This is a genomic window from Collinsella aerofaciens ATCC 25986 (genome assembly GCF_010509075.1).
Lineage (GTDB): Bacteria > Actinomycetota > Coriobacteriia > Coriobacteriales > Coriobacteriaceae > Collinsella > Collinsella aerofaciens.
Window position 1 is genome coordinate 1,415,358 of record NZ_CP048433.1, and the last position, 21,312, is coordinate 1,436,669.

Below are 21,312 nucleotides of genomic sequence, written 5' to 3' on the forward strand. Positions count from 1 at the left end.
CAAGCACAACGCCGCCGGCATCTCCCCTACTCAACAAAAAGCCCCGCCAACCGCAATCCCCAAGGGAACCGCGATTAACGGGGCTCAAGCGCGCTCCCCAATGGAATCACGTCATCAGACGAGCAGCTCAGCCGAGCAGTGCGTTACCCCTCCCAGTAAGCATCTGCAAGCAGCTTAAAGCAAATCTTCTTGACCGGCTGCGCGCCATCGCCCTGGAACTCGAGCGTGGGCATGTGAGGCTCGCCGGCAACAAACAGCGCAAACTTGTCGTCAGCAAGATCGCCGGCGATCGAGGCGTCGGAATCGACCAGATCGTAGTCGTCCTTCTCGTCAAACTCCTGAACCAGCGTCAGGCTGCCCGTGGCAACCTTAAAGGCCTCGCGACCCTCGACGTCGATCTGCAGGTCGTGATAGCGCTGATGCGTCTCATAGTGAGCCTCGGCTTCGGGACGCGTCGTGGGAGCCATGACGTTCGCAAAGACCTTGTCGCCCAGAATCGGATGGCTGCCGACCTCGAGCTTCGCCGGATCGTTCTCCTCGAGCCAGTCGATCAGCACGTCGAGGCCCTTGAGCATTCCACGGTACTCCTCGATATCGCCCAATGCACCGTAAATCATCTAAATCCCCTCTCGGATCGTTTCTTTGGCGGCTACTCGGCAAACGCATTACCGACGCTGTTGCCACCCACATGCGTCTCGACCAGGGTAAGGTCGGGATTGAACACGACAGTGTCGGCGTCGCGCCCCGGCATAATGCTACTGCACTTGTCGTCGACATGAGCTGGCAACCGATGCCGGGGCCGCAGCACAAGCTCCTACAGCTCGGTCACGACAACGCCGTTGTAAACCTCGTCCCAACGATCCATAACCAAGTGGCCAGTCATGGGATCCATGGCATTGAGTTTGCCGCAGGTGTTGGCGGTACGCAGCACCGTCTCGTCGTCGGCTCCGGCAGCAATCGCATGTGCGAAGCCGGCAATGGTCGAATCGCCAGAGCCCGTAGCGTTAACGGCGGGGATATCGGGGGTCTTGGCGCGGAACGCACGGCCGTTATGGAAACCAACGGAGCCGGCAGCGCCCATAGATACGATGACCCAGGGGATATCGGAGAAGCGGGCGTCAGAGGCGAGCGCGGAACGGAGCTCGTCCACATCGTCGGTGGTAAAGCTCGTGCCCAGAAGGCCGTTAATTTCGGTCAGGTTAGGCTTAACCAGCTCAGGCTTGACCTCGGACTTGAGCGCAGCCTCGAGCGAGGCGCCCGAGGTATCGAGCAGCACCTTGGCGCCGGCGTTCTCTGCAATGCCCGTGATCTTAGCGTAGTAGTCCGCCTCGACGCCGCGGGGCAGCGAACCCGAGATGGTAACGACATCGGCCTTGCTCGCAAGCTCGGCGAACTTGGCGGTAAAGGCATCGAGCTCCTCGGGGGCAATCGTCGGGCCGCTCTCGAGCAGCTCGGTCTGGTTGCCGGCGTGGAGGATGTTGAGACAAATGCGAGTCTCGCCCTTGATGGGCACAAAATCATTCTTAATGCCGTTAGCATCCATGAGCTCGGCCATATAGGCGCCCATATGACCACCAAGCAAGCCGGTTGCCACGACATCGTCGCCCAGCTGGCCCAGGACGCGGGCCACGTTGAGGCCCTTACCGCCGGCGGTCTTTTCGGGCGTCACACGGTTAACGTCGTCGATAATGAGCTCATCGAGCTGATAGCGCGTATCGACAGACGGGTTCATCGTAACGGTGAGGATCATTTTTAGCTCCTTATCTCGCAGGCTCCTTGTGCCTCGCGATACGAGTCGACAAAACGGAATTACAGAATCTCAATCGTGAACGAGCGAACGACGGTCTCCTTGGGCTTAGCGACAAGGCAGCCGCGCTTATGCTCAAGTACGTCGTCCTCATCGGAACAGGTCGAAAGGCCGCCCCAGGGCTCAACCGCCACAAAATCGCCCTCGGGCTTACTCCACACAATGAGATACGGGAAGCCCTCAAAGCTCAGGCGGACGCCCTTGTCCTCGCCCTTCTTGGAAAGCGTGACCTGACGGCTCTCGAGCACGTCAAAGATGGTCTCCGCGAAATCGAAGAGCTCGTGCGATAGGGGCAGCGTCTTTCCCACCATGGGGTTCTTGGAGCGGTTAGCTACATCAATCAATCCGGTCGAGGGTACGGCGGTGCAAAGCTCCGCTGCCTCGTCTTTCTCGAAGCGCAACTCGTAGTCCGTATAGGCCTCGCCCTCGTCGAGCGGGCACCTAAAGCCGGGGTGTCCACCGATAAAGAACGGCATGTCCTCGGCGCCCTCGTTGGTCACTTCATAGGAGACACGCACGGCAGCGTCCTCGAGCGTATAGCGGGCGACGAGCTTAAACGGATATGGATAAGCGCTCAGCAATGCAGCGTTATCCTCAGATGCCAGGCACATCGCCAGCTCGTTTGCGTTTTGGCTCAACAGCTTCCACTCCTGCTTGCGCGCAAAGCCGTGGCGGGCGAGCTTCACATGATGCCCGGCAAACGTCATGGCGCTACCATCGCGCAGGCCTCCGCAAATCGGAAAGCAGACCGGCGCCTGGCCGGACCACACCGCGGGATCACCCTGCCACAAATACTCGCGTCCGTCAGCCTCAATCGAGGTAAACGAACCACCAGCTGTGGACACCTTAATAGAAATTGAATCGTTGGAGAGAGCGTATTCCATTGCCCATCCTTTCGAACAACTGCTTTTTGCTCGCAAGTACCCGTCTCGGCCCTGACCAAGGGACAAAACCCGCACGCTCATCGATGTGCCCGGTATCCCAGCCATGCAACGGGGCACCATACAGACATTGATGCAATTACAGCTGAAAGGCCTTCTTATGCGAACCATCATCCTCTACGCCTCGCGCCATCACGGCAATACGAAAAAGCTCGTGGACGCCATCGTTGAGGCGCACCCCGAGATCGATACCCTCGACGTCAAGACGCTCGGCAAAAACGAGTATCCCGACCTGCACGAATATCATCTAATCGGTGTTGCCACGGGCATCTATTACTCCGAGATCGACAAGGACATGGCGCATGTGCTCACTAACGTGCTGCAGCCGCAGGACAAGGTGTTTGGCCTTATGACCTGCGGTGGCAAAAACAAGTGGTACGGCAAGGATATCGATGATATCTGCCGCATGAGGCGGGCCATCTTTATGGGTGCCTACGGCTGCCCCGGCTTTGATACGTGGGGGCCGTTCAAACTCACCGGCGGTGTCCAAAAGGGACACCCGACCGCTGAGGAAATTAAGGGCGCCGTCGACTTCTTCGACAAGATCGAAGACGAGTATGGCGACATCATCGTCGAAGAGTACGCCAAGCGCGAGAAGCGCCTAGCATACGAGAAGGAGCATCCTGCAGGAGGCCTGGTGGCCGGCGTTAAGCGCACGGCAAAGAAGATCGCTAACAAGCTGTAACTGTGAAGGTACTTTTGAGCGTTTAACCCATACGGCGGGTCCGAGCAGATTCGGGCCCGCCGTCTTTTTCTATCGTTACTCGGTAAAGGCGTTGCCGACGCTCTGGCCGCCAACGTACGTCTCGACGAGGGTGAGCTCATGGTCGAACACGACAAAGTCGGCGTCGCGACCCGGCATGATGCTGCCGCACTTATCCTCGATGTGCGCAGAGCGAGCCGGCACCTCAGTTGCCATGCGAATGGCGATATCGGCGCTGGCAATGCCCCAGTCAACGATGTTCTTGACGCCCTGGGCAAGCGTGAGCACCGAGCCGGCAATGCTCTTGCCGTCGGCGAGCCAGCACAGGTTGTCCTTCATGATGACGTCCATGCCGCCGCTGGTGTAGCTGCCCTCGGGCATGCCGCCGCAGCCAAGGCAGTCGGTGATGAGCACCGTGTGCTGCCAGCCCTTGGCCTGCAGCAGCGCCTTGATGGCGGCAGGGTTTACGTGCTTGCCGTCGCAGATGATCTCGGCGTAGGTCTCGGGCGTGGACATGGCGGCGCCCACGACACCGGGCTCACGGTGATGCAGGCCGCGCTGGCCGTTATAGGTATGCGTAAAGCAGCTGGCGCCGGCGTTGATGGCGGCGATGCACTCATCGTAGGTGGCGTCGGAGTGGCCGATGCTGGTCACCACGCCCTTGGCGTTCAGAGCAGCCGCATAAGCAGCGGCTCCGTCGCGCTCGGCCGCCATGGCGCTCTTGACGATGCGACCGCCCGCGGCCTCCTGCCACCGGTCGAAGACCTCCTCGGAGGGATCGATAAGATAAGCGGGGTTCTGCGCGCCCACGTGCTTCATGGTAAAGAAGGGGCCCTCCAGGTAGATGCCCTGAATGCGAGCACCGCAGAAGTCGGGGCCGCGGCCCTCGTCGGCCTGGGCGATGGCGGCGCAGGCGTCCTTGATCTGCTCGACGCCATCGGTAAACGTCGTGGGCAGCCAGCTGGTGGTGCCGCGACGGGCGAGCTCGGTCGAGCTGATATCGATGCCCTCGGGATCGTTATCGGTAGTCGAGTGGTTGTAGAAGCCGTGGATGTGGGTGTCGACCATGCCCGGTGCGATCCACGACCCCGTGTAGTCCCTGATCTCGCAGGAGGGCTCGTCGGCCTGCCAGGCGCCAAAGACGCCGTCCTCGACCATGAGATAGCCGCCCAGCTGCGGGCCCGCCGGCAAGAAGAACTTGTCAGCCTTAATTGCGTACGTGCTCATATGCACTCCTTGCTTCTAAAGCAGTTGACTGTGGTGATGCTTATACACAGCTCACGTAAAACAAAAAGCGCCCGCCCGCCGTTATGAGCGGACGGGCGCCCTTACAGGGGGGACGCGATTAAGCGGTGAAGGGGTGAATCGTCACGCCCTTAACCACGCGGTTGACCGTGCCGGTGGGGCTCGGCGTATCGGGCGTGTTGCCCACGCGCACGGAGTTGAGCAGGCTGATAGCCTGGGCAAACATTACGAACGGCAGAGCAAGGTAGCCCTCGGGAAGCGCCTCGTAGCCCTTAAAGGTGAAGGACTCACCCTCATAGACGGTGGCACCTTCCTGCTGAACGGCGATGGTGTGCTGAGCGATCTCGTCGCCACCAATCTCGTTGAGAATGTCGATGTCATACTGACGGGTGTAAGCGTCATTGTTGACGAACACGAAGACGAGCGTCTTATCGTCGACGAAGGACTTAGGTCCGTGACGATAGCCCATGGAAGTGTCGTAAGAAGTGGCAACCAGGCCGTGAGCGAGCTCGAGGATCTTGAGCTGGCTCTCCTGGGCAAGGCCACCGAAGGAGCCAGAACCCAAGTAGGTCACGCGGTTGAAGTCGCCAGCCAGGTAATCGGCGACCTCGGACTCGCGAGCGATAACCTCCTCGCCCATCTTGGCGATGGTCTCGACCCATTCAGCCTTCTGCTCGTCAGAGGCCGTATCGAAAATAAGGGTAGAGAGCAGGGTCATGCAGGAATAAGAACCGGTCATGGCGAAGCCCTTGTCGTTGGCGCGCGGAATGAGCAGCGTCAGCGCGTTGGGATCATCGGCAGACTCAACGGCGAGCTTGCCCTCGGGAGCGCAGGTGATGTTGAGGAACTTGACGTTGTGGACGAGCTCCTTGGCAACGGCAACGGCGGCAAGGCTCTCGGGGCTATTGCCAGAGCGGGCAAAGGAAACCACGAGCGTGGGATCCTCGGCGCGCAGGAAGTCGCGCGGGGCGCTCACGATGTCGGTCGTGGCGATGGGCTTAAAGTCGTAGAGATCAGTGTTGCCAGCGTGACGCAGGTACGGGGCGCAGGTATCGCCAACGTAGTCGGACGTACCGGCACCGGTGAAGACAACGGACAGACGGCCCTCGCCCATAGCGCGAGCCTCAGCCAGAAAGGCCTCGATGGCCTCCTTGTTCTCGCGATAGATGTTGAGCGTATCACGCCAAAGCTCGGGCTGCTGAGCAATCTCGGCCGTGGTGATCTGGGCGCCGAGCTCGGTAAGCTCCTCGACACTCTTCTCGAACATTTCTAATACCTCTTTCTTTACTAAATTGTCTGATATACAAAGACTTAATCTGAAAAGTTAAATCGGGTAGTAGTCATAGGCTGTTTTTCTTTCGTTGGCACTCGTATCCGATCACAAAGTATCTCGATAGTGAGAGATTCTGTACTTGAACTTGTCCGCACGAGCCACCGAAAGCGTGAACTCGACAACATCATTTTGGGTGTTGTGAGTAGTTCGGACTATGTCCAGAACTGGCGCACCCTCACCAATACCTAGAAGCCGAGCGTCACATGGACGTGCTATACCCGCAGAGAACTCCTCATCCGCTACTCGAATTTTCTGCTGATAATCCTGCTCAATAACATCGTAAAGGGGCTTTTGTTCGAGTAGAGGACGCTTGAGTGAAATAAAGAGCCTTGCTGGAAGATAGCTACGCTCAACCATCATAGGTATACCATCTGCCATTCGTAAACGTTTGAGTTTTAATACCTTTTCACCCAAATGAATCCCCATTTGCATCGAGAGCGTTTTATCTGCTTCCATTTCACAGAACTCTAAGATGGTTGTTTCTGGCAGCCGGCCCATCGCTTTCATCTGTTCAGTAAAACTGTACGATTGGGTAAGATTTGTTGCTTGAGCTAGTCGATCGGCAACAAACGTACCGCGACCTTGTTTTCGCACAATCCGACCAAGATACTCAAGTTCCTGAATTGCAAGCCGGACAGTCGACCGCGAAAGCCCGAAACGTTCGGCAAGCTCACGTTCGGACGGAATCAAATCACCTGGCTGATATTCATGATCAATTTTTTCGATCAGAATATCTACGAGCTGGTCATATAGCGGTTGTCTGTGCCTCGTGCACGTCATGATATTCTCCACGTAATGAGCAATTGACCAATACTTCAGCCTTCAGGTAACGCACCAACATGTCCAATAAATGGGCTAATAGCGACGCTACATCTCATCGTCTTCATCAATGTCAGCACTCTCGAGTTTCTTGAGATCGACTCCCTCACGACCAACGACCCGCGCGCGTTCGGCAAGTTCATCAAGCGTTGGGTCTCCAAACGCACGCGTCATAACGAGCTCCACCAACATAGGTAGATTTGTTCCGGTGACAACGGTCACGTTATCGAGCTCAGTCGTCATTGGGATAGCTTGATTGAACGGAGTACCGCCAAGCAAATCAACAAACACCAATACGCCATCACAAGCTTGACGCATCTTGGCAATGCAGGTTCGCAAATCATCACCAAAAGTAACCGCCTCCGAGCCCGCAAAAGGAACTACCTCAAAATTAGGCTGTTCGCCGGCGACCATATCCACAGCGCTTTTCAAACCAGGTGCAAACTGACCGTGACCAGTTAGTACAAATCCAATCATTCTATCTACCTTTCTACCGTTCGCTTTCTCTAGCCATAGAACCCCTCAAAAGGGCTCTTACGACCACTGCATCATTAAAGTTTAGTGAGTATTTTGTTTTATCGTGGGAGGTCTGTGAGCGTCTCTAAGCTGCTTTTCAAGGTTGCGATATCTACGTGCTTCGCTCTTGTTCCCGCTACTCTCATATTGATATGAGAGCAGCAGATAGAGCTTTCCGCGTAACCCAAGGTCGTTCGTATCTAGCATGGCTTCCATCTCATCGATCTTATCATGCCGACGGCGAAAGACTATGTCGTAGGTCAATTGACTGTCCGCCAAAATACCCTTCGACACGACGGGGCGCATCTCTTCCAACATGGACGCCGCCCGCTTGCGGTCACCCGTCTTGATATAGAAATTAAATGCGCGAACCGCAAGCTGTCGACGTTGCTTATCGCTGCACGACATCTCCAGCAAGTGGTCAAGCATTCGATCTGCATATGCGTCCATATCAGCAGCTTCGTAGATAGTGAAACGAAGGTAATACTGCTTATACGTAGACATTACTATACGCGCTAGTTTGCGATCGAGCAGGTCTATGCAATCTTGGTATAAGCCCAAGTTAAACAATACCTGCAATTTCATATCGAAGTATTTTTTCGCTCCTTCGGTCACAGCGAAATAAGCCACGACAACACAAATGAACAGGACAATCCAAAATGGCATTGCACTATATTCCCTTCAAGGCAGCCTTAATGAATTAATCGAACACGATGACTGCATAACCGCCTATGAAAAGCGGTGTCCGACAAAACAAAAGAGGCGCACACTCCAGGGGATATGGCGATAAAGTCGCCTTGGAGGTGTGCGCCACATCTTAATTGAGGATCAAATGTCGCGACAATATGGGGTACTTAGCCCTTGCAAATGATACCGAATGCACCCAAGGCAATGGACAGAACCAAGACGATAAAGATAGCCTTCGTCGAGGTCATGCCCTTCTTACCAAGGAGCCAGTATACGAAGCCGACGAGCGCGGCAGGAACCAGCTTGGGGCAAATCATATTGCAGATATTCTGCAAGTCAACGGTAACGCCACCGATAACAGGCTTCGCTGCAATGACGATACCGACATTGGTTGCGACCAGGGCACCGACCATAAAGACACCCATTACGGAGGCCGCGTCGGTCAACGCGTTCAGGCGGTCGCTCATGGTGGTGACGAGCTTCATACCCTGCTCATAGGCCATGTGGGTCTGCTTGCAGCGGAACCAGTCAACAAGGATGTTAACGGCGACCCAGATGAAGATACCCAAGGGGTTGCCGTTCATGGCCATATTGGCAGCCAGGGCGCCAAAAATGGTCGGGAGCAGCGAACCGAAGATGGAATCGCCGATGGAAGCCAGCGGTCCCATGAGACCAGTCTTGAGACCGGCAACAGCCTCGAGGCCCTCAATGCCCTCCTCTTCCTCGATCGCCAAATCGATACCGGTGATGATCGTGTTGAGGAAGTTTGAGGTGTTGAAGAACGGTGCGCACTGGGCGCGGCAGGCTTCCTTTAGCTCCGGCGTGCCGTCACCGTACAGCTTGCGCAGCGTGGGCAGGATAATCCAGAGATAACCAGAGTGTTGCATGCGCTCGTAGTTCCAACCATCCTGGAAACCAAGCAGGTTACGACGGTTGATCTGCGCAAGGTCGTCCTTGGTAATCTTGTAGCCAGTGGTGCCATTGGCGAGTTTCTCATTAGAGCTCATCGTCGTCGTCTCCCTCCGCAGCGCCAGCAGCAGCGACGGGACGCTGGTTGTTCTTGTAGTACAGCAAAGACAGAGCAAAGCCAATAATAGCGATCGCCAGCATCGACATGTTATTGAACATACCGACCATATCCACGGCACCCTTACCAAGCGCACCGTTCACAGCGACGATGTTGGCGTTGAGGTTCATGATGCTCGTGAAGGCCGTACCAAACAGGGCGGCGACTACAAAGCCGAGCAGCAGGTAGGCGACGTGCTTTTTGACCGGCAGGTAACGGAGCAGGATGGCGAAGCCAACGGCGGGCAAGGCACCGCCAGCAACAGACAGACCGTCACCCAGCCACTTCAAGTCGCCGTTAAGGGCGGTGGTGATGCCCTCGACCAAGCCCTGGCCAAATGCGAGAGCCAGGAAGACCGGAATCATGCGGGACAACATCCAGGAAACGGCACCGAACAAGTAGTGTACGTTGTAGGCGCCCCAGTTCATCTTCTCGATATCGGCATCGCACATGTGACCGAAGAACGTGTTGGCGAAACGGCCGGCGATATCGGTGTAAACGAGAATGGCAGCGACAGGTACGCCGATGGCGGCAAGAGCCGTCTCGGGATTCATGCCCGCACCCACGGCAAAGGCAGTGGCGACCAGAGTGCCGGAGTTGGCATCGATACGAGAGGCGCCGCCAAAGGTACCAACGCCCAGGACGGTAAGCTGCATGCTGCCGCCGATAAACAGGCCAGTCTGCAGGTCACCCATAATCAAACCGGTAATCATACCGGAGAAGACGGCTGAGCCGGCACAGGTGTACCAGTTCAGCTCATCCATAATCTGATAACCCGCATACAGGGTTAACAGAAGAATCTGCCACCAAGCAATCATGGTAAACTCCTTATTTAAGGTGTAACAGTTTCTACAATACCAATACGCTTATATAAACCGTGCATCCCCCTTCACGGCCTAGCGTTAATTCGACTAGAGCGTGAGAGCCTCTGGGTTATCCTGCGGCGTCAGCTGAATGACAATAGGAAGATTATCGGCCTTGAGTTTGGCAAATGCGTCAAGGTCCCCCTGGTCGCAACTAATGTTGCGATTCAGCTTCTTGACCGGCTCCATTGTCGTCATATTACCGACGATGAGCTGCTCAAGCTTAACACCTTGTTCCAAAAGTCGAACGTAGACCTCAGGCTTTTTCGCAACAATGAAGAGACGTTGCGCATCATATTTGCCAGCAGTGATGTTGGCAGCGGCCTTGTCGACAGGAAGCACGGACAACTTCACAGTTGCCGGGCAAGCCATGCGAAGAACCTGCTTTTGGGTAGCATCTTGCGATACCTCGTCGTCAACTACCATGAAGCGGCTTACCTGACGGGCGTTAGACCAGAGGTTTGCCACCTGTCCGTGAATCAAGCGAAAGTCGATTCGTGCGCCTACAATCATTTCTACTCAACTCCTTCTTGTTCAAGTGTACGGATAACGGGCTCAGAGCGAAGGGAGATTTTCGCATCATACACGCCCTCTGTTTCGAACATAACGAGTTCATTGGTACCAGGGTGCAATAAACCGTGCGGAACATAGAGCGTCATGATGGGACCCTTATCCCAAAAACGTCCGACATTCGTTCCGTTTACGAATGCCACACCCTTTCCAAAACCCGTAGTGTCGATAAAGGTATCAGCCGGCTCAGATATATCAAACTTTGCGCGATAAAAGGAAGGTTGCCCCTCTACCCAGCCGGCGGAATAATCAAGATTATCGATGTTATCGAGTGGCAGACAACGCATCTCCCAACCGGTAACAAAGTGAAGATCAACGCAAACTCCTGTCCTAATGCCCTTATGTTGCGTATCAGCGAGCAATTTGTGACCATAATTGACGCGACCCATATCCTCGGTCAGAACATCCAGGCGGTTGTGTTCACAGGGAAGAACGCAGTGAATATCTTCCCCGATGTGCTCCTGATACTGCGTCGCCACTTTGTCACCGTTCACAAACATCTGAGCGCGGTCGCGGGCGTCAATAACCCGAATACGCTCTTCATCTGCACGGTCACGCTCGACAGTCGTGGTATATAACGTATATCCATACGACTGACCCATCTCTTCCATGGGCATAGGATATTGGGCTTCAATCGGCTCCGAAAGAATATCGAGCACATTAAAGAGACTTACGCGCTCACTCACCGAAATATCGGGCATGGAAAACGCCTTTTTTGTTAACGGCTTGCTTTGCGCGATATCGGGATACAGCTCGTGAACTGTCCTTTGAATTGCGAAGTATTTCTCGGTCGGGTTGCCCTGTTCGTCCAATGGAGCATCGTAGTCATATGATGTCACCTGGTGCAGGTCATGCGTATGGCGTGCAGAACATCCGTTCATAAATCCAAAGTTGGTGCCTCCATGAAACATGTAGAGGTTTAAAGATCCTCCAAGCTCGAGCACCTCGCGAACGCAAGAGGCAAGATCTTCGGGATCGCGTCTGATGACGTTCTCCCCATAGCGATTGAACCAGCCGTCCCACAACTCCATGCACATAAGAGGCCATTGTTTTCCATGCTCCTTGTGAAAAGCAGAAAGAGCCTCAAAGTTCTCCTTTGCATGAGAACCAAAGTTGCCGGTGCACAACACATCATCGTCAATGAGCGTACCGGCACGAAGGCACCCACGCCACGGGCCATCGGAAGTACAAAGGGGCACGGAAACCCCACGCTCGACCATAAGGCGACGAATCGCGCGAAGATAGTCCTTATCCTCGCAATATGATCCATACTCGTTTTCAACCTGCATCATGATGATGTTTCCGCCCTTGTCAATCTGACGCGAGACGAGTATCGGCATGAGATGGTCGTAGTACTGCGCAACGTGAGCAAGAAATTTGGGGTCGCTGCTACGCGGCCTCATATCATGTTCGCGCAGCAGCCATGCTGGCATGCCGCCAAATTCCCATTCTGCACAAATAAACGGAGAGGGCCGAACAATTGCATACAGACCGAGCGATGCTGCCTCATCAAGAAATGCCGCCAAATCGATTGAGCCAGAAAAATCGAAGACGCCAGGCTTTGGCTCATGAAGATTCCACGGTACATACGTTTCGACCGTATTAAACCCAAGAGCCTTAAGGTTATAGAGCGAGTGGTGCCAGTCGCTCGGATGAACACGCATATAGTGAATCGCCCCCGACAAGATGGTGAACGGCTCATCATCAAGTAGGAATTGATTGGTGATCTTAAACGAATGCATGCTACTCCCGATCTTCGTGCTCTACGACGCCGATGCCGGTTCCTCGGCCCTCGGCTAAACGCCTTGCCTATTATGGACGCATTAACGCAATTATGTAGACAGAATCTGAAGTGGTCCGTAAACGGTAGCGAAATGACGATGAACGGCTTTAATAAAGAAAATTAAACTACCTGTTAGACCACTGTTTAATTATAGATTCCTAACGATTCTATATTTGAAAGGTGGTATGTACCATCTATCCACTATTTCCTACTAGTTACGTTATGTTTAATCGCATTTCTTCAAATGCTTATCTACTTTGGATTCACCTACATGAGCATAAGAGATCTGTTGCCTTCCTATTTCCAAGCCTGAAAATATCCAGAATCGAACCTGACTTTCTTACGACCGATTCGCCGCGTTCGACGACTCGTTAATACAGCAGAGCATTCATGGAGTCGGGTTCGTCACTGGGTAGATTGCGAACTTCCATTTTCACACCAAGCGCTTGCAGCTCTCTGAGAGCGGCGATGTCCGCATCGCCTATGGCGACCGTGGGCGTTGCGGGACGCCTGCCCTCCCCCGCCCGCATATGGCCAATGCTGACCTTGGCGATCGACACGCCGCCCCCAACCAGCGCGAGCGCATCGGCGGCTGAGGCCACCATGATCAGAATCCATTGACGCGGCGTTGCGGTATGAATGATGTCGATAGTCCTTTTGCACCGAGAAAAACCGTGTCCACACGCCTTCTGGCGCCGCGGCCCTCGTCGGCCTGGGCGATGGCGGCGCAGGCGTCCTTGATCTGCTCGACGCCATCGGTAGTCGAGTGGTTGTAGAAGCCGTGGATGTGGGTGTCGACCATGCCCGGTGCGATCCACGACCCCGTGTAGTCCCTGATCTCGCAGGAGGGCTCGTCGGCCTGCCAGGCGCCAAAGACGCCGTCCTCGACCATGAGATAGCCGCCCAGCTGCGGGCCCGCCGGCAAGAAGAACTTGTCAGCCTAAATTGCGTACGTGCTCATCTATGCTCCCGCACCCGCAGTGTGTTTTAGGGCGAATCAAAAACCACCTCATTGTTAATTCGAGCGATTGTTCGTTGCCTTCTACCGCTTGGCTCATTTTGCACCCGCCGCAAAACACGCCAAGCCGTTTATACCCAATACCGTTAGACAGCGCGGTTGTGGTAGACCTTGTACTTAAACTGGTCGGCGCGCGCAACCGAACGCGTATACTCGATAACCTCGTTGTTCATGTCATATGTGGTACGAATCAAATCCAGGACCGGTGCGCCTTCGGCAATCTCGAGTAGACGAGCGTCGGAATGGCGTGCGATACTCGCGTAGAATTCTTCCTCGGCCAGGCGAACTTTCTCGTGATAGTCCTGCTCGATCATGTCATATAGAGATTTGTTCTCGATCATGGGGCGCTTAAGCGCAAAGAATTTGCGGCTCGGCAAATACGTGCACTCAATCATCAGCGGCACACCATCGGCAATACGCAGGCGCTTGATCTTGTACAGACGCTCGCCCAGACGCGCGTTCATCTCTGCGGCAATATTCTTGTCAGCCTCGACCTCGGTAAACTCAAGAATCGTCGTCTTGGGCACACGGCCGATCGCCTTCATCTGCTCGGTAAAGCTATAGGTTTGTGTGAGGTTTGCCGTCTGCAGAGAGCGGTCGCTTATCATGGTTCCACGGCCACGCTGACGAACCACCAAGCCCAGGCGCTCAAGCTCCTGCAGGGCAAGGCGAACAGTCGTACGCGAGAGCCCGTAGCGCTCCGACAAGTCACGCTCGGACGGCAAATAGTCGCCGGGTCGAAGTTCGTGATCGATTTTATCGGTCAGCAAATCGACGAGCTGATCGTACAGAGGTTGTTTGCGCGCTCCCATTGCCATAATGATACCTGCCGGATATATGACTCGAAATTGGTTGTAACCAGACACCACGTACTATATCAGTTTTAATGGAATAACAGCAGGTCAAACCGCACATTTCAATATTGTTTGCCAGTTGATAGCTTGTGCGCTGTAATACCAATCACACCGCTGCATCAAGTATCGATGTAGCAAAAAGGGCCGCCCCCGCGGAGCGGGACGACACTTTGCAAGATACATACGTCTTTAAGTCTTAGAGAAGCTTCTTGAGCTCCCCGGCAACAGCTTGGGTCCGCGCCGATGATGGCCTGGGTAGCACCCTTGCCAATCTTCATGACATCCAGAGCGCCAGCCTTCTTGCAGGCAGCCTCGTCGACCAGAGCGGAATCGCCGAGCTCGAAGCGCAGGCGAGTAGCGCAGCAGTCAACGGTCTTGCCCTTCTCCTTGCCACCGACGGCAGCGAGAACGGCAGCGGCCACAGCGGCGAACTTGTCGTCGCCAGCAGCGGAGAGGGCGGAGGTCTCCTCGACATCCATATCCTCGCGACCAGGGGTCATGAGGTTGAATTTGGTGATGGCGAAGCGGAACATATGAATAAAACGTCCGAAAAGCTGAATATAATCCCTCTTTTCTCACCAATCTCTTCTTCAACGCAAAAAGCCCGCTAAAACGGTATCCGTTCTAGCGGGCTTATTCAGATATTTCGGCTACGCACTCGGAAGCTCAGGCGAACCTTACGCAAACAGGCCGTAGATGCTGATGTTGGCCTTGGCGTAGAGGCCGTTAGCATACTCGGTCCACTTGGAGCTGGCGCTCGAAGCCTGCGAGGAATACTGCTGATAAGCAGTGTAGTAGGCGGTCATGGCCTGCTTATAGGTAGCGCTATCGGCCGTAAAGGCATCGTCAGCGAAGGCCTTAGCGTAGGTGCTATCGGCGTCCTTCCAGGTACCCTTTTCGCTATCCCACTCGTCGCCGGCAAGGTTGATGATGTAGTCGGCGTAGTCCTTGCTCGCGGTCTCCTCGTTGCCGTCAGAAGGCTCGGTCGGGGCGGTCGGCATACTTGCGGAGCTATCGCCCACCTTCTTCTTGTAGAGCTTCTGCAGCGTCGCGGACTGACGGACGATCTGCTTGGCCTGGTCCTTGGACACGCCATACTGCGTGGCCATGGTCTTGTAGTCCGAAGTGCCGATGGAATCCTCGGCGTACTTCTTCATCTCCTTGGAAGAGACGGTGATGCCCTCGTCCTCGGCAGCGTCCAGCAGAATCTTGTTGCGCACGTAGGACAGGATAACGTCGGCAGAGGGAGCGGTGTAGTTGCCATCGCCATCCTTGACGGTATCGAGGCTGTACTGGCTCTCGATGGCCTCGCGCGCGGTGATGTCACTCTTCTTGCCGTTGTAGCTGTAGCTTGCCACGGTCGAATCGAGCTGGTCCTCGGTGAGGGTCGCCGAGCCGACGCCCTTGCCGCCAAAACCACCGTTGCCGATAAAGAAGCCGACCACAGCAGCGATCACGATAGCGACCACAAAGGCGGCAATCATCGTCTTCTTGTGCTTGGATGCACGGTCGTCCGCGTCGGAGTCGTCGTCCTCGTCCTGTTCCTCGGGCATGAGGTTCTCGTCGGCGGCGTCCGCGGCGATCTTTGCCTCCAGGCGAGCGTCCTCCTCCTCGGCCGTCGTACCGGCAGCAATGTGCTCGGCAGACGTACCGGCGACCAGATCGATCTTCTCCTCCTCGTCACCGTCGGGGCCTTCGCCGCGCTCGATGATCTGGATGCCGTCGATCTCGTCCTTCTCGTCCTTCTTTTGAATCAGACCCATATCAGTTACTCCTTGTTAGGAAACATAGTCCGCAATAGAATACGCCCGACAGAGCGCCGGGCGTATTGATTCTTAGGTTATACGCAAACACTTAAGTACTATTTAGGCGTTTGCAGTCTGCATGCCTTAGGCCAGGTGCGCGATAACGGCATCGGCAAAGGCCTGCGTGCCCACAGCGCCCTCAACGGAGCCGGTCTGGGCACGACGAACGTCGCCGGTAACCTGCTCACCCTCGTCGAGCGTGGTAGAAACGGCGGCGCGAATGCGATTGGCCGCGTCGTTCTCGCCCAGGTGATCGAGCATCATAGCCGCAGACAGAATCTCGGCCGTGGGGTTAGCGATATCCTGGCCAGCGATATCGGGCGCGGAGCCGTGCGTTGCCTCAAAGATTGCGCAGTCGGCACCGATGTTGGAGCCAGGAGCCATACCCAGACCGCCCACTAGGCCGGCGCACAGGTCGCTCACGATGTCGCCGTACAGGTTGGGCAGCACCAGGACATCGAAGTCGTTGGGGTTTTGGACCAGACCCATGCAGGTGGCGTCGACGATCTTGTCGTTGAACTCGATATCGGGATAGTTGGCGGCCACCTCGCGCGCCACGCGCAGGAACAGGCCATCGGTCGCCTTCATGATGTTGGCCTTATGCACGGCCGTCACCTTTTTGCGGCCGCAGCGGCGGGCATACTCAAAGGCATACTCCACAATGCGGCGGCTCTTGGCGATGGAGATCGGCTTAATTGAAATGGCGGAATCTGCGGCGAAGGTCTTCTGACCCGAGCGCTCGACAAGCTGCGAGAGCTCCTCAACCTCGGCAGCGCCCTCATCGAACTCGATGCCGGCATAGAGGTCCTCGGTGTTCTCGCGCACGATGACCAGGTCGACGTCGCGGAAGCGCGAGCCGTCGCCCGGCTGCGACAGGCAGGGGCGCACGCAAGCGTACAGGTCGAAGTGCTTGCGCAGGGCCACGTTAACGCTGCGGAAACCCGTGCCGACCGGCGTGGTGATGGGGCCCTTGATGGCAACCTTGGTCTCGGCGACCGCATCGAGCACATGCTGGGGCAGCGGCGTGCCAAACTCGTCCATGACGCCGGCACCGGCCTCCTGGACGTTCCAGTTGATCTGGACACCGGTGGCCTCGACCACGCGGCGCATGGCCTGCGTAATCTCGGGACCGATACCGTCACCGGGAATCAGGACTACATCGTGCGCCATAATCTGTTACTCCTCGTCTTCGGCGTCGTCAGATTTTTTAACGCTAGCACGCTTCTTCTTTTTGGAGAGATCCAGGCCAAAACGTTTAACAAGCATTTCGCAAATCTCGCTCGAACGGGCCTTGAGATAGCTGCCCTTGCCGTTCTCGGCGTCGAACTTAAGGCGCAGCGCGAGCTTCTCGGCGACCTCGGCGTCGATCTCGCCCTGGCCAAACTCGTACAGGCAACCGAGCATATCGCGATACTCGAGGTCGCCGTGGTAGCACTGGATGGCCTCGTCCAGGATGGGCCAAGCCTCGCGCGAACGCTCGACGCTCGTGGCGCCCCACACGCACAGCAGGCGGAAGGCGGCATAGCGCAGCGTGGAGGAAATCTCGTCGAACAGCGCAGTCTCGGCGCCCTCAAAGGCATCGCCCAGCTGCTCGGGGCAGGTGGTGGCGAGCGCCGCCAGGGCATCGAGGGCCTCCCAGCGGGTCTGAGCCTCGGGGCGGTCGAGTGCCTCGATCAGCGCGGGCACGCAGGGCACGACGCGCTGCGGATCGCGCTCGGCCAGCAGGTGCAGCACGCGGGCGGCAAACTGGCGGATACGGCGCGTGGGGCAGCCGAGCTCCTTGACCAGACGGTCGACGGCGTTCTCGTTCTCCTCTGCCAGCTGAAGCTGTGCCAGCTCCTCGTCGGTGAGCTGTTCTTCCTTGTTTTCTGCCATAGTTACCTCTTCTTACTATTTCTTAGCGTGCTTGCCAGCACCCTTGCTGTCATCGGTGACCGAGATGAGCTGTCGGTCGGCTGCACCATTGTGACGCGCGCGGCGGCGCTCCTCGGCGTCGCCCGCATCGGCGGCGGCGCGGTGTGCCTTGTTGACGTTAAAGACCTCGTCGTGCTTGCGCCACGGACCCACGGACTCGCCAAAGCTCATCTTAAGGCCGGCGATAAAGCCGCCGAGCCAGCCGATCGGCGCAAACTGCACCAGCGGGAACAGCGAGAACACCCAGGTCAGCAGGACGACTGCCGCCGCTCCCGCAAAGTTGGCAATCCAGTAGTCGCGCTTGGTGATGACGCGCTTTTCGCACGCCCACTGGCCGCACAAAAAGCCGATGTAGATCGCAAAGAGAAAGAGCACCAGCGCAAGCACCACGAACGTCCAGCTCATGGTCGCTACTCCTCGTGATGGTGGCCGCAGCAGCACTCGTGGCCGTCATCATGGCCGTGGCCGCCGCAGCACTCGTGGTCCTCGCCGTGATGGTGGCCACAACCGCACTCGTGGTCGTCGCCGTGCTCGCCGCAACCGCAGCCGTCCTCGTGGGCACCATGCTCCTCGGGGCGATACTGCGACCAGTCCAGACCGGCGGCGATGGCGTCGGCCTCCTCCTTGTAGAGTACCGTGATGGCCTGGGTGCCCAGCTTGGCGCCACCGATGGCGTCGAGCATATCGTAGAGCGTAAAGGCCACGTCGGCACCGGGCAGCGCGAGCTCGCGGTCGTCGGCGTAAGCGAGCGCCAGGCGCAGGTCCTTGATGAAGTGCTCGACCATAAAGCCGGGCTTGTAGTCGCCGTCGAGCGCCTTGGGCGCCAGGCTCTCCATGGCGCCGGACTTACCGGTGCCGCCCAGGATCATCTCGCGGGTCTTCTCCAGGTCAAGGCCGCTCAGCTCGGCAAATGCCATGGCGTCGGCCATGCCGACCATGCAGGCGGCCAGCGACACTTGGTTGGCAAGCTTGGCAGCCTGGCCCTTGCCGGCGCCGTCGAAGCAGCAGATGTTTGCCGCAAAGGTGGAAAGGACATCGCGGACCGGCGCGATGTCGTTCTCGGTAGCGCCAACGATAGCCGTGAGCGTTCCGGCGATAGCACCCGACTCGCCGCCGGTGACGGGGCAGTCAAACGCCATGCGACCAGATACCTGGGCGGCCTCTGCAATGTCACGGGCGAGCTCGGGCGAGCTCGTAGTGAGGTCGATCAGCACCGCGCCCGGCTTGGTGCACGTGAGCAGACCGTCGCCCGCCAGGTAGAGCTCCTCGACCTCGGAGGGATAGCCCACCATGGTAAAGACGACATCGGCGTTCACCACAGCGTCGGCCGGCGTTTCGGCCCAGACGGCACCGCGCTCGATAAGCGCGGCAGCCTTGGACTTGGTGCGGTTGTTGACCGTGACAGGATAGCCGGCGTCCAGGATGTGACCGGCGATGGGGGCACCCATGATTCCGGTGCCGATAAATGCGACGGAGAGCTTGTTTGCCATGAAACCTTTCCTTTTGGGTTGGGTGTTGTTACCAGGTTGAATACTCAGTGCCAGCGTTTGGGCCGTGACTTGAGGGCGCTTGCAACCGCAGCGCCCGCCTACTCGCCGCGCACGCGACGCGCGATGCGGTCGGAAAGCGAGGCTTTCTCGGCGCGGTTCTTGCCCCAAAACGCGCAAGCCACCATGCCGGGGCCCACGTGCGAGCCGATGGTGGGGCCCACGGAGCTACGAATGATCGTGACGTCGGCGCAGCCCTCCTCCTTGCGGATGGCGGCTTCGAGCCAGTCGCCGTCCTTCTCGGCATCGGCCGTCATGATGGCGATGGGCATGGTGCGGTCGGGCACGTAGTTCTCGCGGAACGACTTGAGGATGGACTTGAGCGCCTTCTTGCGGCCGCGGTTGACGCCAATCAGCGACAGCGAGCCGGCAAGGTCGTAGGAGAGCTCGGGCTTGACATCGAGCTTTGCCGTGAGCTGCGCCGCCGCGGGCGGAATGCGGCCGCCGGCAGCCAGCGCGTCGAAGCTCTCGAGCGTAAAGTAGCCGTGGACGTAGGTCTTTGCCTCGTTTGCCCAGTCGACCAGCTGCTTGGCGGTGAGTCCCGCCGAGCGCTGGCGCACGGCCTCGAGCGCCAGGAGCGCGCCGGTCGCGCAGGGCAGAGCGTTGTCGACCACGTAGAGCTCAAAGTTGGGATACTCGGCGCGCACGGCATCTGCCGCCTGGCACGCGGAGTTGTAGCTCGACGACAGCGCCGAGGTAAAGCACAGGTAGACCGTGGGCGTGCCCTCTTTGGCGCACTCGGTAAAAAACTCGATATAGCGACCGAGCGACACAGCCGATGTGGACACGCGGGCACCGGCGCGCATGCGGTCGTAGAACTCCTTAGGGCTCATGCTCGACCAGATGTCGTCTGTGCGCTCCTCGCCATCGATAATGAAGGGGAAACCCAGGATATCGACATCGAGGTTCGCGGCGACCTCGGGGCTAAAGTCGCAGCAAGTATCGACGACGATGCGGCAACGGTCCGAATGACCGGCGGATGCGGCCTTGTCCATCAAAGCGACTCCTTACGTAAAAAGGCGGCCACCCGCATGGGATGGCCGCCAACCGTTAACTCATGCAAGTTAACGTATTTTACTCGTCAAGTGTTTCGATGCGGGGCTTGATGATGCCATATCCACCATTCTTACGGTGATACACCACATTGATGAGGCCAGTCGTCGCGTTCTCGAACACGTAGAAGTCGTGGCCCAGCAAATCGGTCTGCACCAGCGCCTGCTCCTCGGTCATCGGGGTGACATCGATGACCTTCTCGCGGACGAGCAGGTCGTCGTCCTCCTCGGGCAGCAGCAGGTCGGCCAGATCCTCAACGCGCTCGACCGGCGCGACATCCGCGGCACTGGCACCACCCTGGCGGTTGTCCACGACCTTGGTCTTGAACTTGCGCAGCTGGCGGGTGACCTTATCGGCGGAGAGGTCGATGGCAGCATACATATCTGCGCCGTGCTCGGCAACGCGAATCACCGAACCGCGGGCACGAGCCGTGACCTCGACGATTGCCGGGTTGGGGTTCGAGGGGTTCTTCTCATAACGAAGCACGACGTCGACTGTCATGGGCTCGATGTCGAAAACCTTGAGCGCCTCGCCGATTTTCTCATCCACATGCGCACGCAGAGCATCGGTTACCGTCGTCTTGCGTCCAGAAACCTTGATATCCATACGTGGCTCCAATCTGCCTCGGGGACTTACTGTACTGGCTATGTACCCATTGCCGTGCATTTAATCACGCGAATTCCCAAAGACCCGAATAACGACTGCTTGATACCGCATACCGAAGTCTCGCACTTTTCCGTGACAAAGTGCGCTATAGGAGGGCGTCGGCAAAGCTAGTTTTTTTCCTG

General features: G+C 57.1%; 24 protein-coding genes. 1 reads left to right on the plus strand and 23 read right to left on the minus strand.

What is annotated here, in order from left to right:
- Positions 1-143: 143 nt before the first annotated feature.
- The 3 genes from GXM19_RS06445 to GXM19_RS06460 form a co-directional block, all read right to left on the minus strand.
- Entirely contained in the window at positions 144-617 is a 474-nt protein-coding gene (locus GXM19_RS06445) for a NanQ anomerase/TabA/YiaL family protein (RefSeq protein ID WP_006236277.1), read from the minus strand.
- 197 nt (positions 618-814) lie between these two features.
- On the minus strand, positions 815-1,750 hold the full coding sequence (locus GXM19_RS06455; protein ID WP_006236274.1) for a hexose kinase: 936 nt from the start codon (positions 1,748-1,750) through the stop codon (positions 815-817).
- 59 nt (positions 1,751-1,809) lie between these two features.
- Positions 1,810-2,691: an aldose 1-epimerase family protein gene (locus tag GXM19_RS06460; RefSeq protein ID WP_006236273.1), complete on the minus strand. Its 882-nt coding sequence runs from the start codon at positions 2,689-2,691 to the stop codon at positions 1,810-1,812.
- 157 nt (positions 2,692-2,848) lie between these two features.
- Between GXM19_RS06460 and GXM19_RS06465 the strand changes: the two genes are divergently transcribed.
- Entirely contained in the window at positions 2,849-3,433 is a 585-nt protein-coding gene (locus GXM19_RS06465; protein ID WP_040360086.1) for a flavodoxin domain-containing protein, read from the plus strand.
- Between the two features lie 75 nt (positions 3,434-3,508).
- Here the strand turns inward: GXM19_RS06465 and nagA are convergent, their stop codons facing one another.
- The 20 genes from nagA to hpf all read right to left on the minus strand — a co-directional run bounded on the left by nagA (position 3,509) and on the right by hpf (position 21,130).
- Complete coding sequence (gene nagA / locus GXM19_RS06470; RefSeq protein WP_006236271.1) at positions 3,509-4,678, minus strand: N-acetylglucosamine-6-phosphate deacetylase; 1,170 nt, start codon at positions 4,676-4,678, stop codon at positions 3,509-3,511.
- A 118-nt stretch (positions 4,679-4,796) separates the two neighbouring features.
- The gene (locus tag GXM19_RS06475) at positions 4,797-5,963 is read right to left on the minus strand and encodes an AgaS family sugar isomerase (RefSeq protein WP_006236270.1); all 1,167 of its coding nucleotides are present in this window, start codon (positions 5,961-5,963) and stop codon (positions 4,797-4,799) included.
- A gap of 111 nt (positions 5,964-6,074) precedes the next feature.
- The gene (locus tag GXM19_RS06480) at positions 6,075-6,809 is read right to left on the minus strand and encodes a GntR family transcriptional regulator (protein WP_006236269.1); all 735 of its coding nucleotides are present in this window, start codon (positions 6,807-6,809) and stop codon (positions 6,075-6,077) included.
- Between the two features lie 87 nt (positions 6,810-6,896).
- Entirely contained in the window at positions 6,897-7,325 is a 429-nt protein-coding gene (locus GXM19_RS06485; RefSeq protein ID WP_040360084.1) for a PTS sugar transporter subunit IIA, read from the minus strand.
- An 81-nt stretch (positions 7,326-7,406) separates the two neighbouring features.
- On the minus strand, positions 7,407-8,030 hold the full coding sequence (locus GXM19_RS06490; RefSeq protein WP_006236267.1) for a hypothetical protein: 624 nt from the start codon (positions 8,028-8,030) through the stop codon (positions 7,407-7,409).
- Between the two features lie 188 nt (positions 8,031-8,218).
- On the minus strand, positions 8,219-9,058 hold the full coding sequence (locus tag GXM19_RS06495; RefSeq protein WP_006236265.1) for a PTS system mannose/fructose/sorbose family transporter subunit IID: 840 nt from the start codon (positions 9,056-9,058) through the stop codon (positions 8,219-8,221).
- Positions 9,048-9,935, minus strand: a complete 888-nt coding sequence (locus GXM19_RS06500; protein WP_006236264.1) for a PTS mannose/fructose/sorbose/N-acetylgalactosamine transporter subunit IIC — start codon at positions 9,933-9,935, stop codon at positions 9,048-9,050. The genes GXM19_RS06495 and GXM19_RS06500 overlap by 11 nt, the downstream gene beginning before the upstream one ends.
- A gap of 93 nt (positions 9,936-10,028) precedes the next feature.
- Positions 10,029-10,493, minus strand: coding sequence for a PTS sugar transporter subunit IIB (locus GXM19_RS06505; RefSeq protein ID WP_006236263.1), 465 nt, complete (start codon positions 10,491-10,493; stop codon positions 10,029-10,031).
- 2 nt (positions 10,494-10,495) lie between these two features.
- A complete protein-coding gene (locus GXM19_RS06510; RefSeq protein WP_006236262.1) occupies positions 10,496-12,292 on the minus strand; it encodes a glycoside hydrolase family 35 protein in 1,797 nt (598 codons plus the stop codon).
- A gap of 412 nt (positions 12,293-12,704) precedes the next feature.
- Entirely contained in the window at positions 12,705-12,938 is a 234-nt protein-coding gene (locus tag GXM19_RS11100; protein ID WP_006236260.1) for a PTS sugar transporter subunit IIB, read from the minus strand.
- Positions 12,939-12,940: 2 nt separating this feature from the next.
- A complete protein-coding gene (locus tag GXM19_RS11105) occupies positions 12,941-13,258 on the minus strand; it encodes a hypothetical protein (RefSeq protein WP_050766191.1) in 318 nt (105 codons plus the stop codon).
- A 179-nt stretch (positions 13,259-13,437) separates the two neighbouring features.
- Positions 13,438-14,169 (minus strand): GntR family transcriptional regulator, encoded by a 732-nt coding sequence (locus tag GXM19_RS06520; RefSeq protein WP_006236258.1) that lies wholly within the window; start codon positions 14,167-14,169, stop codon positions 13,438-13,440.
- A 155-nt stretch (positions 14,170-14,324) separates the two neighbouring features.
- Positions 14,325-14,738, minus strand: a complete 414-nt coding sequence (locus tag GXM19_RS06525) for a glucose PTS transporter subunit EIIB (RefSeq protein ID WP_006236257.1) — start codon at positions 14,736-14,738, stop codon at positions 14,325-14,327.
- Positions 14,739-14,882: 144 nt separating this feature from the next.
- Complete coding sequence (locus tag GXM19_RS06530) at positions 14,883-15,968, minus strand: hypothetical protein (protein ID WP_006236256.1); 1,086 nt, start codon at positions 15,966-15,968, stop codon at positions 14,883-14,885.
- Positions 15,969-16,094: 126 nt separating this feature from the next.
- The gene (locus tag GXM19_RS06535) at positions 16,095-17,180 is read right to left on the minus strand and encodes an isocitrate/isopropylmalate dehydrogenase family protein (RefSeq protein WP_006236254.1); all 1,086 of its coding nucleotides are present in this window, start codon (positions 17,178-17,180) and stop codon (positions 16,095-16,097) included.
- A 6-nt stretch (positions 17,181-17,186) separates the two neighbouring features.
- Positions 17,187-17,885, minus strand: a complete 699-nt coding sequence (locus tag GXM19_RS06540; RefSeq protein ID WP_006236252.1) for a hypothetical protein — start codon at positions 17,883-17,885, stop codon at positions 17,187-17,189.
- Positions 17,886-17,900: 15 nt separating this feature from the next.
- On the minus strand, positions 17,901-18,329 hold the full coding sequence (locus GXM19_RS06545; RefSeq protein WP_006236251.1) for a hypothetical protein: 429 nt from the start codon (positions 18,327-18,329) through the stop codon (positions 17,901-17,903).
- A 5-nt stretch (positions 18,330-18,334) separates the two neighbouring features.
- On the minus strand, positions 18,335-19,414 hold the full coding sequence (locus GXM19_RS06550; protein ID WP_006236250.1) for an NAD(P)-dependent oxidoreductase: 1,080 nt from the start codon (positions 19,412-19,414) through the stop codon (positions 18,335-18,337).
- Positions 19,415-19,512: 98 nt separating this feature from the next.
- Positions 19,513-20,466 carry a DegV family protein gene (locus GXM19_RS06555; RefSeq protein WP_006236249.1) on the minus strand — a complete coding sequence of 318 codons (954 nt, stop codon included), beginning with the start codon at positions 20,464-20,466 and terminating at the stop codon, positions 19,513-19,515.
- 79 nt (positions 20,467-20,545) lie between these two features.
- Complete coding sequence (hpf, locus tag GXM19_RS06560; RefSeq protein WP_006236248.1) at positions 20,546-21,130, minus strand: ribosome hibernation-promoting factor, HPF/YfiA family; 585 nt, start codon at positions 21,128-21,130, stop codon at positions 20,546-20,548.
- Positions 21,131-21,312: the final 182 nt, after the last annotated feature.

Coding starts and splice junctions, on each gene's coding strand:
- hpf (WP_006236248.1), bottom strand. CDS start 21,130: ATGGATATCAAGGTTTCTGGACGCAAGACGACGGTAACCGATGCTCTG.
- GXM19_RS06535 (WP_006236254.1), bottom strand. CDS start 17,180: ATGGCGCACGATGTAGTCCTGATTCCCGGTGACGGTATCGGTCCCGAG.
- GXM19_RS06485 (WP_040360084.1), bottom strand. CDS start 7,325: ATGATTGGATTTGTACTAACTGGTCACGGTCAGTTTGCACCTGGTTTG.
- GXM19_RS06445 (WP_006236277.1), bottom strand. CDS start 617: ATGATTTACGGTGCATTGGGCGATATCGAGGAGTACCGTGGAATGCTC.
- GXM19_RS06525 (WP_006236257.1), bottom strand. CDS start 14,738: ATGTTCCGCTTCGCCATCACCAAATTCAACCTCATGACCCCTGGTCGC.
- GXM19_RS06500 (WP_006236264.1), bottom strand. CDS start 9,935: ATGATTGCTTGGTGGCAGATTCTTCTGTTAACCCTGTATGCGGGTTAT.
- GXM19_RS06510 (WP_006236262.1), bottom strand. CDS start 12,292: ATGCATTCGTTTAAGATCACCAATCAATTCCTACTTGATGATGAGCCG.
- GXM19_RS06520 (WP_006236258.1), bottom strand. CDS start 14,169: ATGGCAATGGGAGCGCGCAAACAACCTCTGTACGATCAGCTCGTCGAT.
- GXM19_RS06495 (WP_006236265.1), bottom strand. CDS start 9,058: ATGAGCTCTAATGAGAAACTCGCCAATGGCACCACTGGCTACAAGATT.
- GXM19_RS06550 (WP_006236250.1), bottom strand. CDS start 19,414: ATGGCAAACAAGCTCTCCGTCGCATTTATCGGCACCGGAATCATGGGT.
- GXM19_RS06545 (WP_006236251.1), bottom strand. CDS start 18,329: ATGAGCTGGACGTTCGTGGTGCTTGCGCTGGTGCTCTTTCTCTTTGCG.
- GXM19_RS06460 (WP_006236273.1), bottom strand. CDS start 2,691: ATGGAATACGCTCTCTCCAACGATTCAATTTCTATTAAGGTGTCCACA.
- GXM19_RS06480 (WP_006236269.1), bottom strand. CDS start 6,809: ATGACGTGCACGAGGCACAGACAACCGCTATATGACCAGCTCGTAGAT.
- GXM19_RS06555 (WP_006236249.1), bottom strand. CDS start 20,466: ATGGACAAGGCCGCATCCGCCGGTCATTCGGACCGTTGCCGCATCGTC.
- nagA (WP_006236271.1), bottom strand. CDS start 4,678: ATGAGCACGTACGCAATTAAGGCTGACAAGTTCTTCTTGCCGGCGGGC.
- GXM19_RS06455 (WP_006236274.1), bottom strand. CDS start 1,750: ATGATCCTCACCGTTACGATGAACCCGTCTGTCGATACGCGCTATCAG.
- GXM19_RS06540 (WP_006236252.1), bottom strand. CDS start 17,885: ATGGCAGAAAACAAGGAAGAACAGCTCACCGACGAGGAGCTGGCACAG.
- GXM19_RS11100 (WP_006236260.1), bottom strand. CDS start 12,938: ATGGTGGCCTCAGCCGCCGATGCGCTCGCGCTGGTTGGGGGCGGCGTG.
- GXM19_RS06465 (WP_040360086.1), top strand. CDS start 2,849: ATGCGAACCATCATCCTCTACGCCTCGCGCCATCACGGCAATACGAAA.
- GXM19_RS06490 (WP_006236267.1), bottom strand. CDS start 8,030: ATGCCATTTTGGATTGTCCTGTTCATTTGTGTTGTCGTGGCTTATTTC.
- GXM19_RS06505 (WP_006236263.1), bottom strand. CDS start 10,493: ATGATTGTAGGCGCACGAATCGACTTTCGCTTGATTCACGGACAGGTG.
- GXM19_RS06530 (WP_006236256.1), bottom strand. CDS start 15,968: ATGGGTCTGATTCAAAAGAAGGACGAGAAGGACGAGATCGACGGCATC.
- GXM19_RS06475 (WP_006236270.1), bottom strand. CDS start 5,963: ATGTTCGAGAAGAGTGTCGAGGAGCTTACCGAGCTCGGCGCCCAGATC.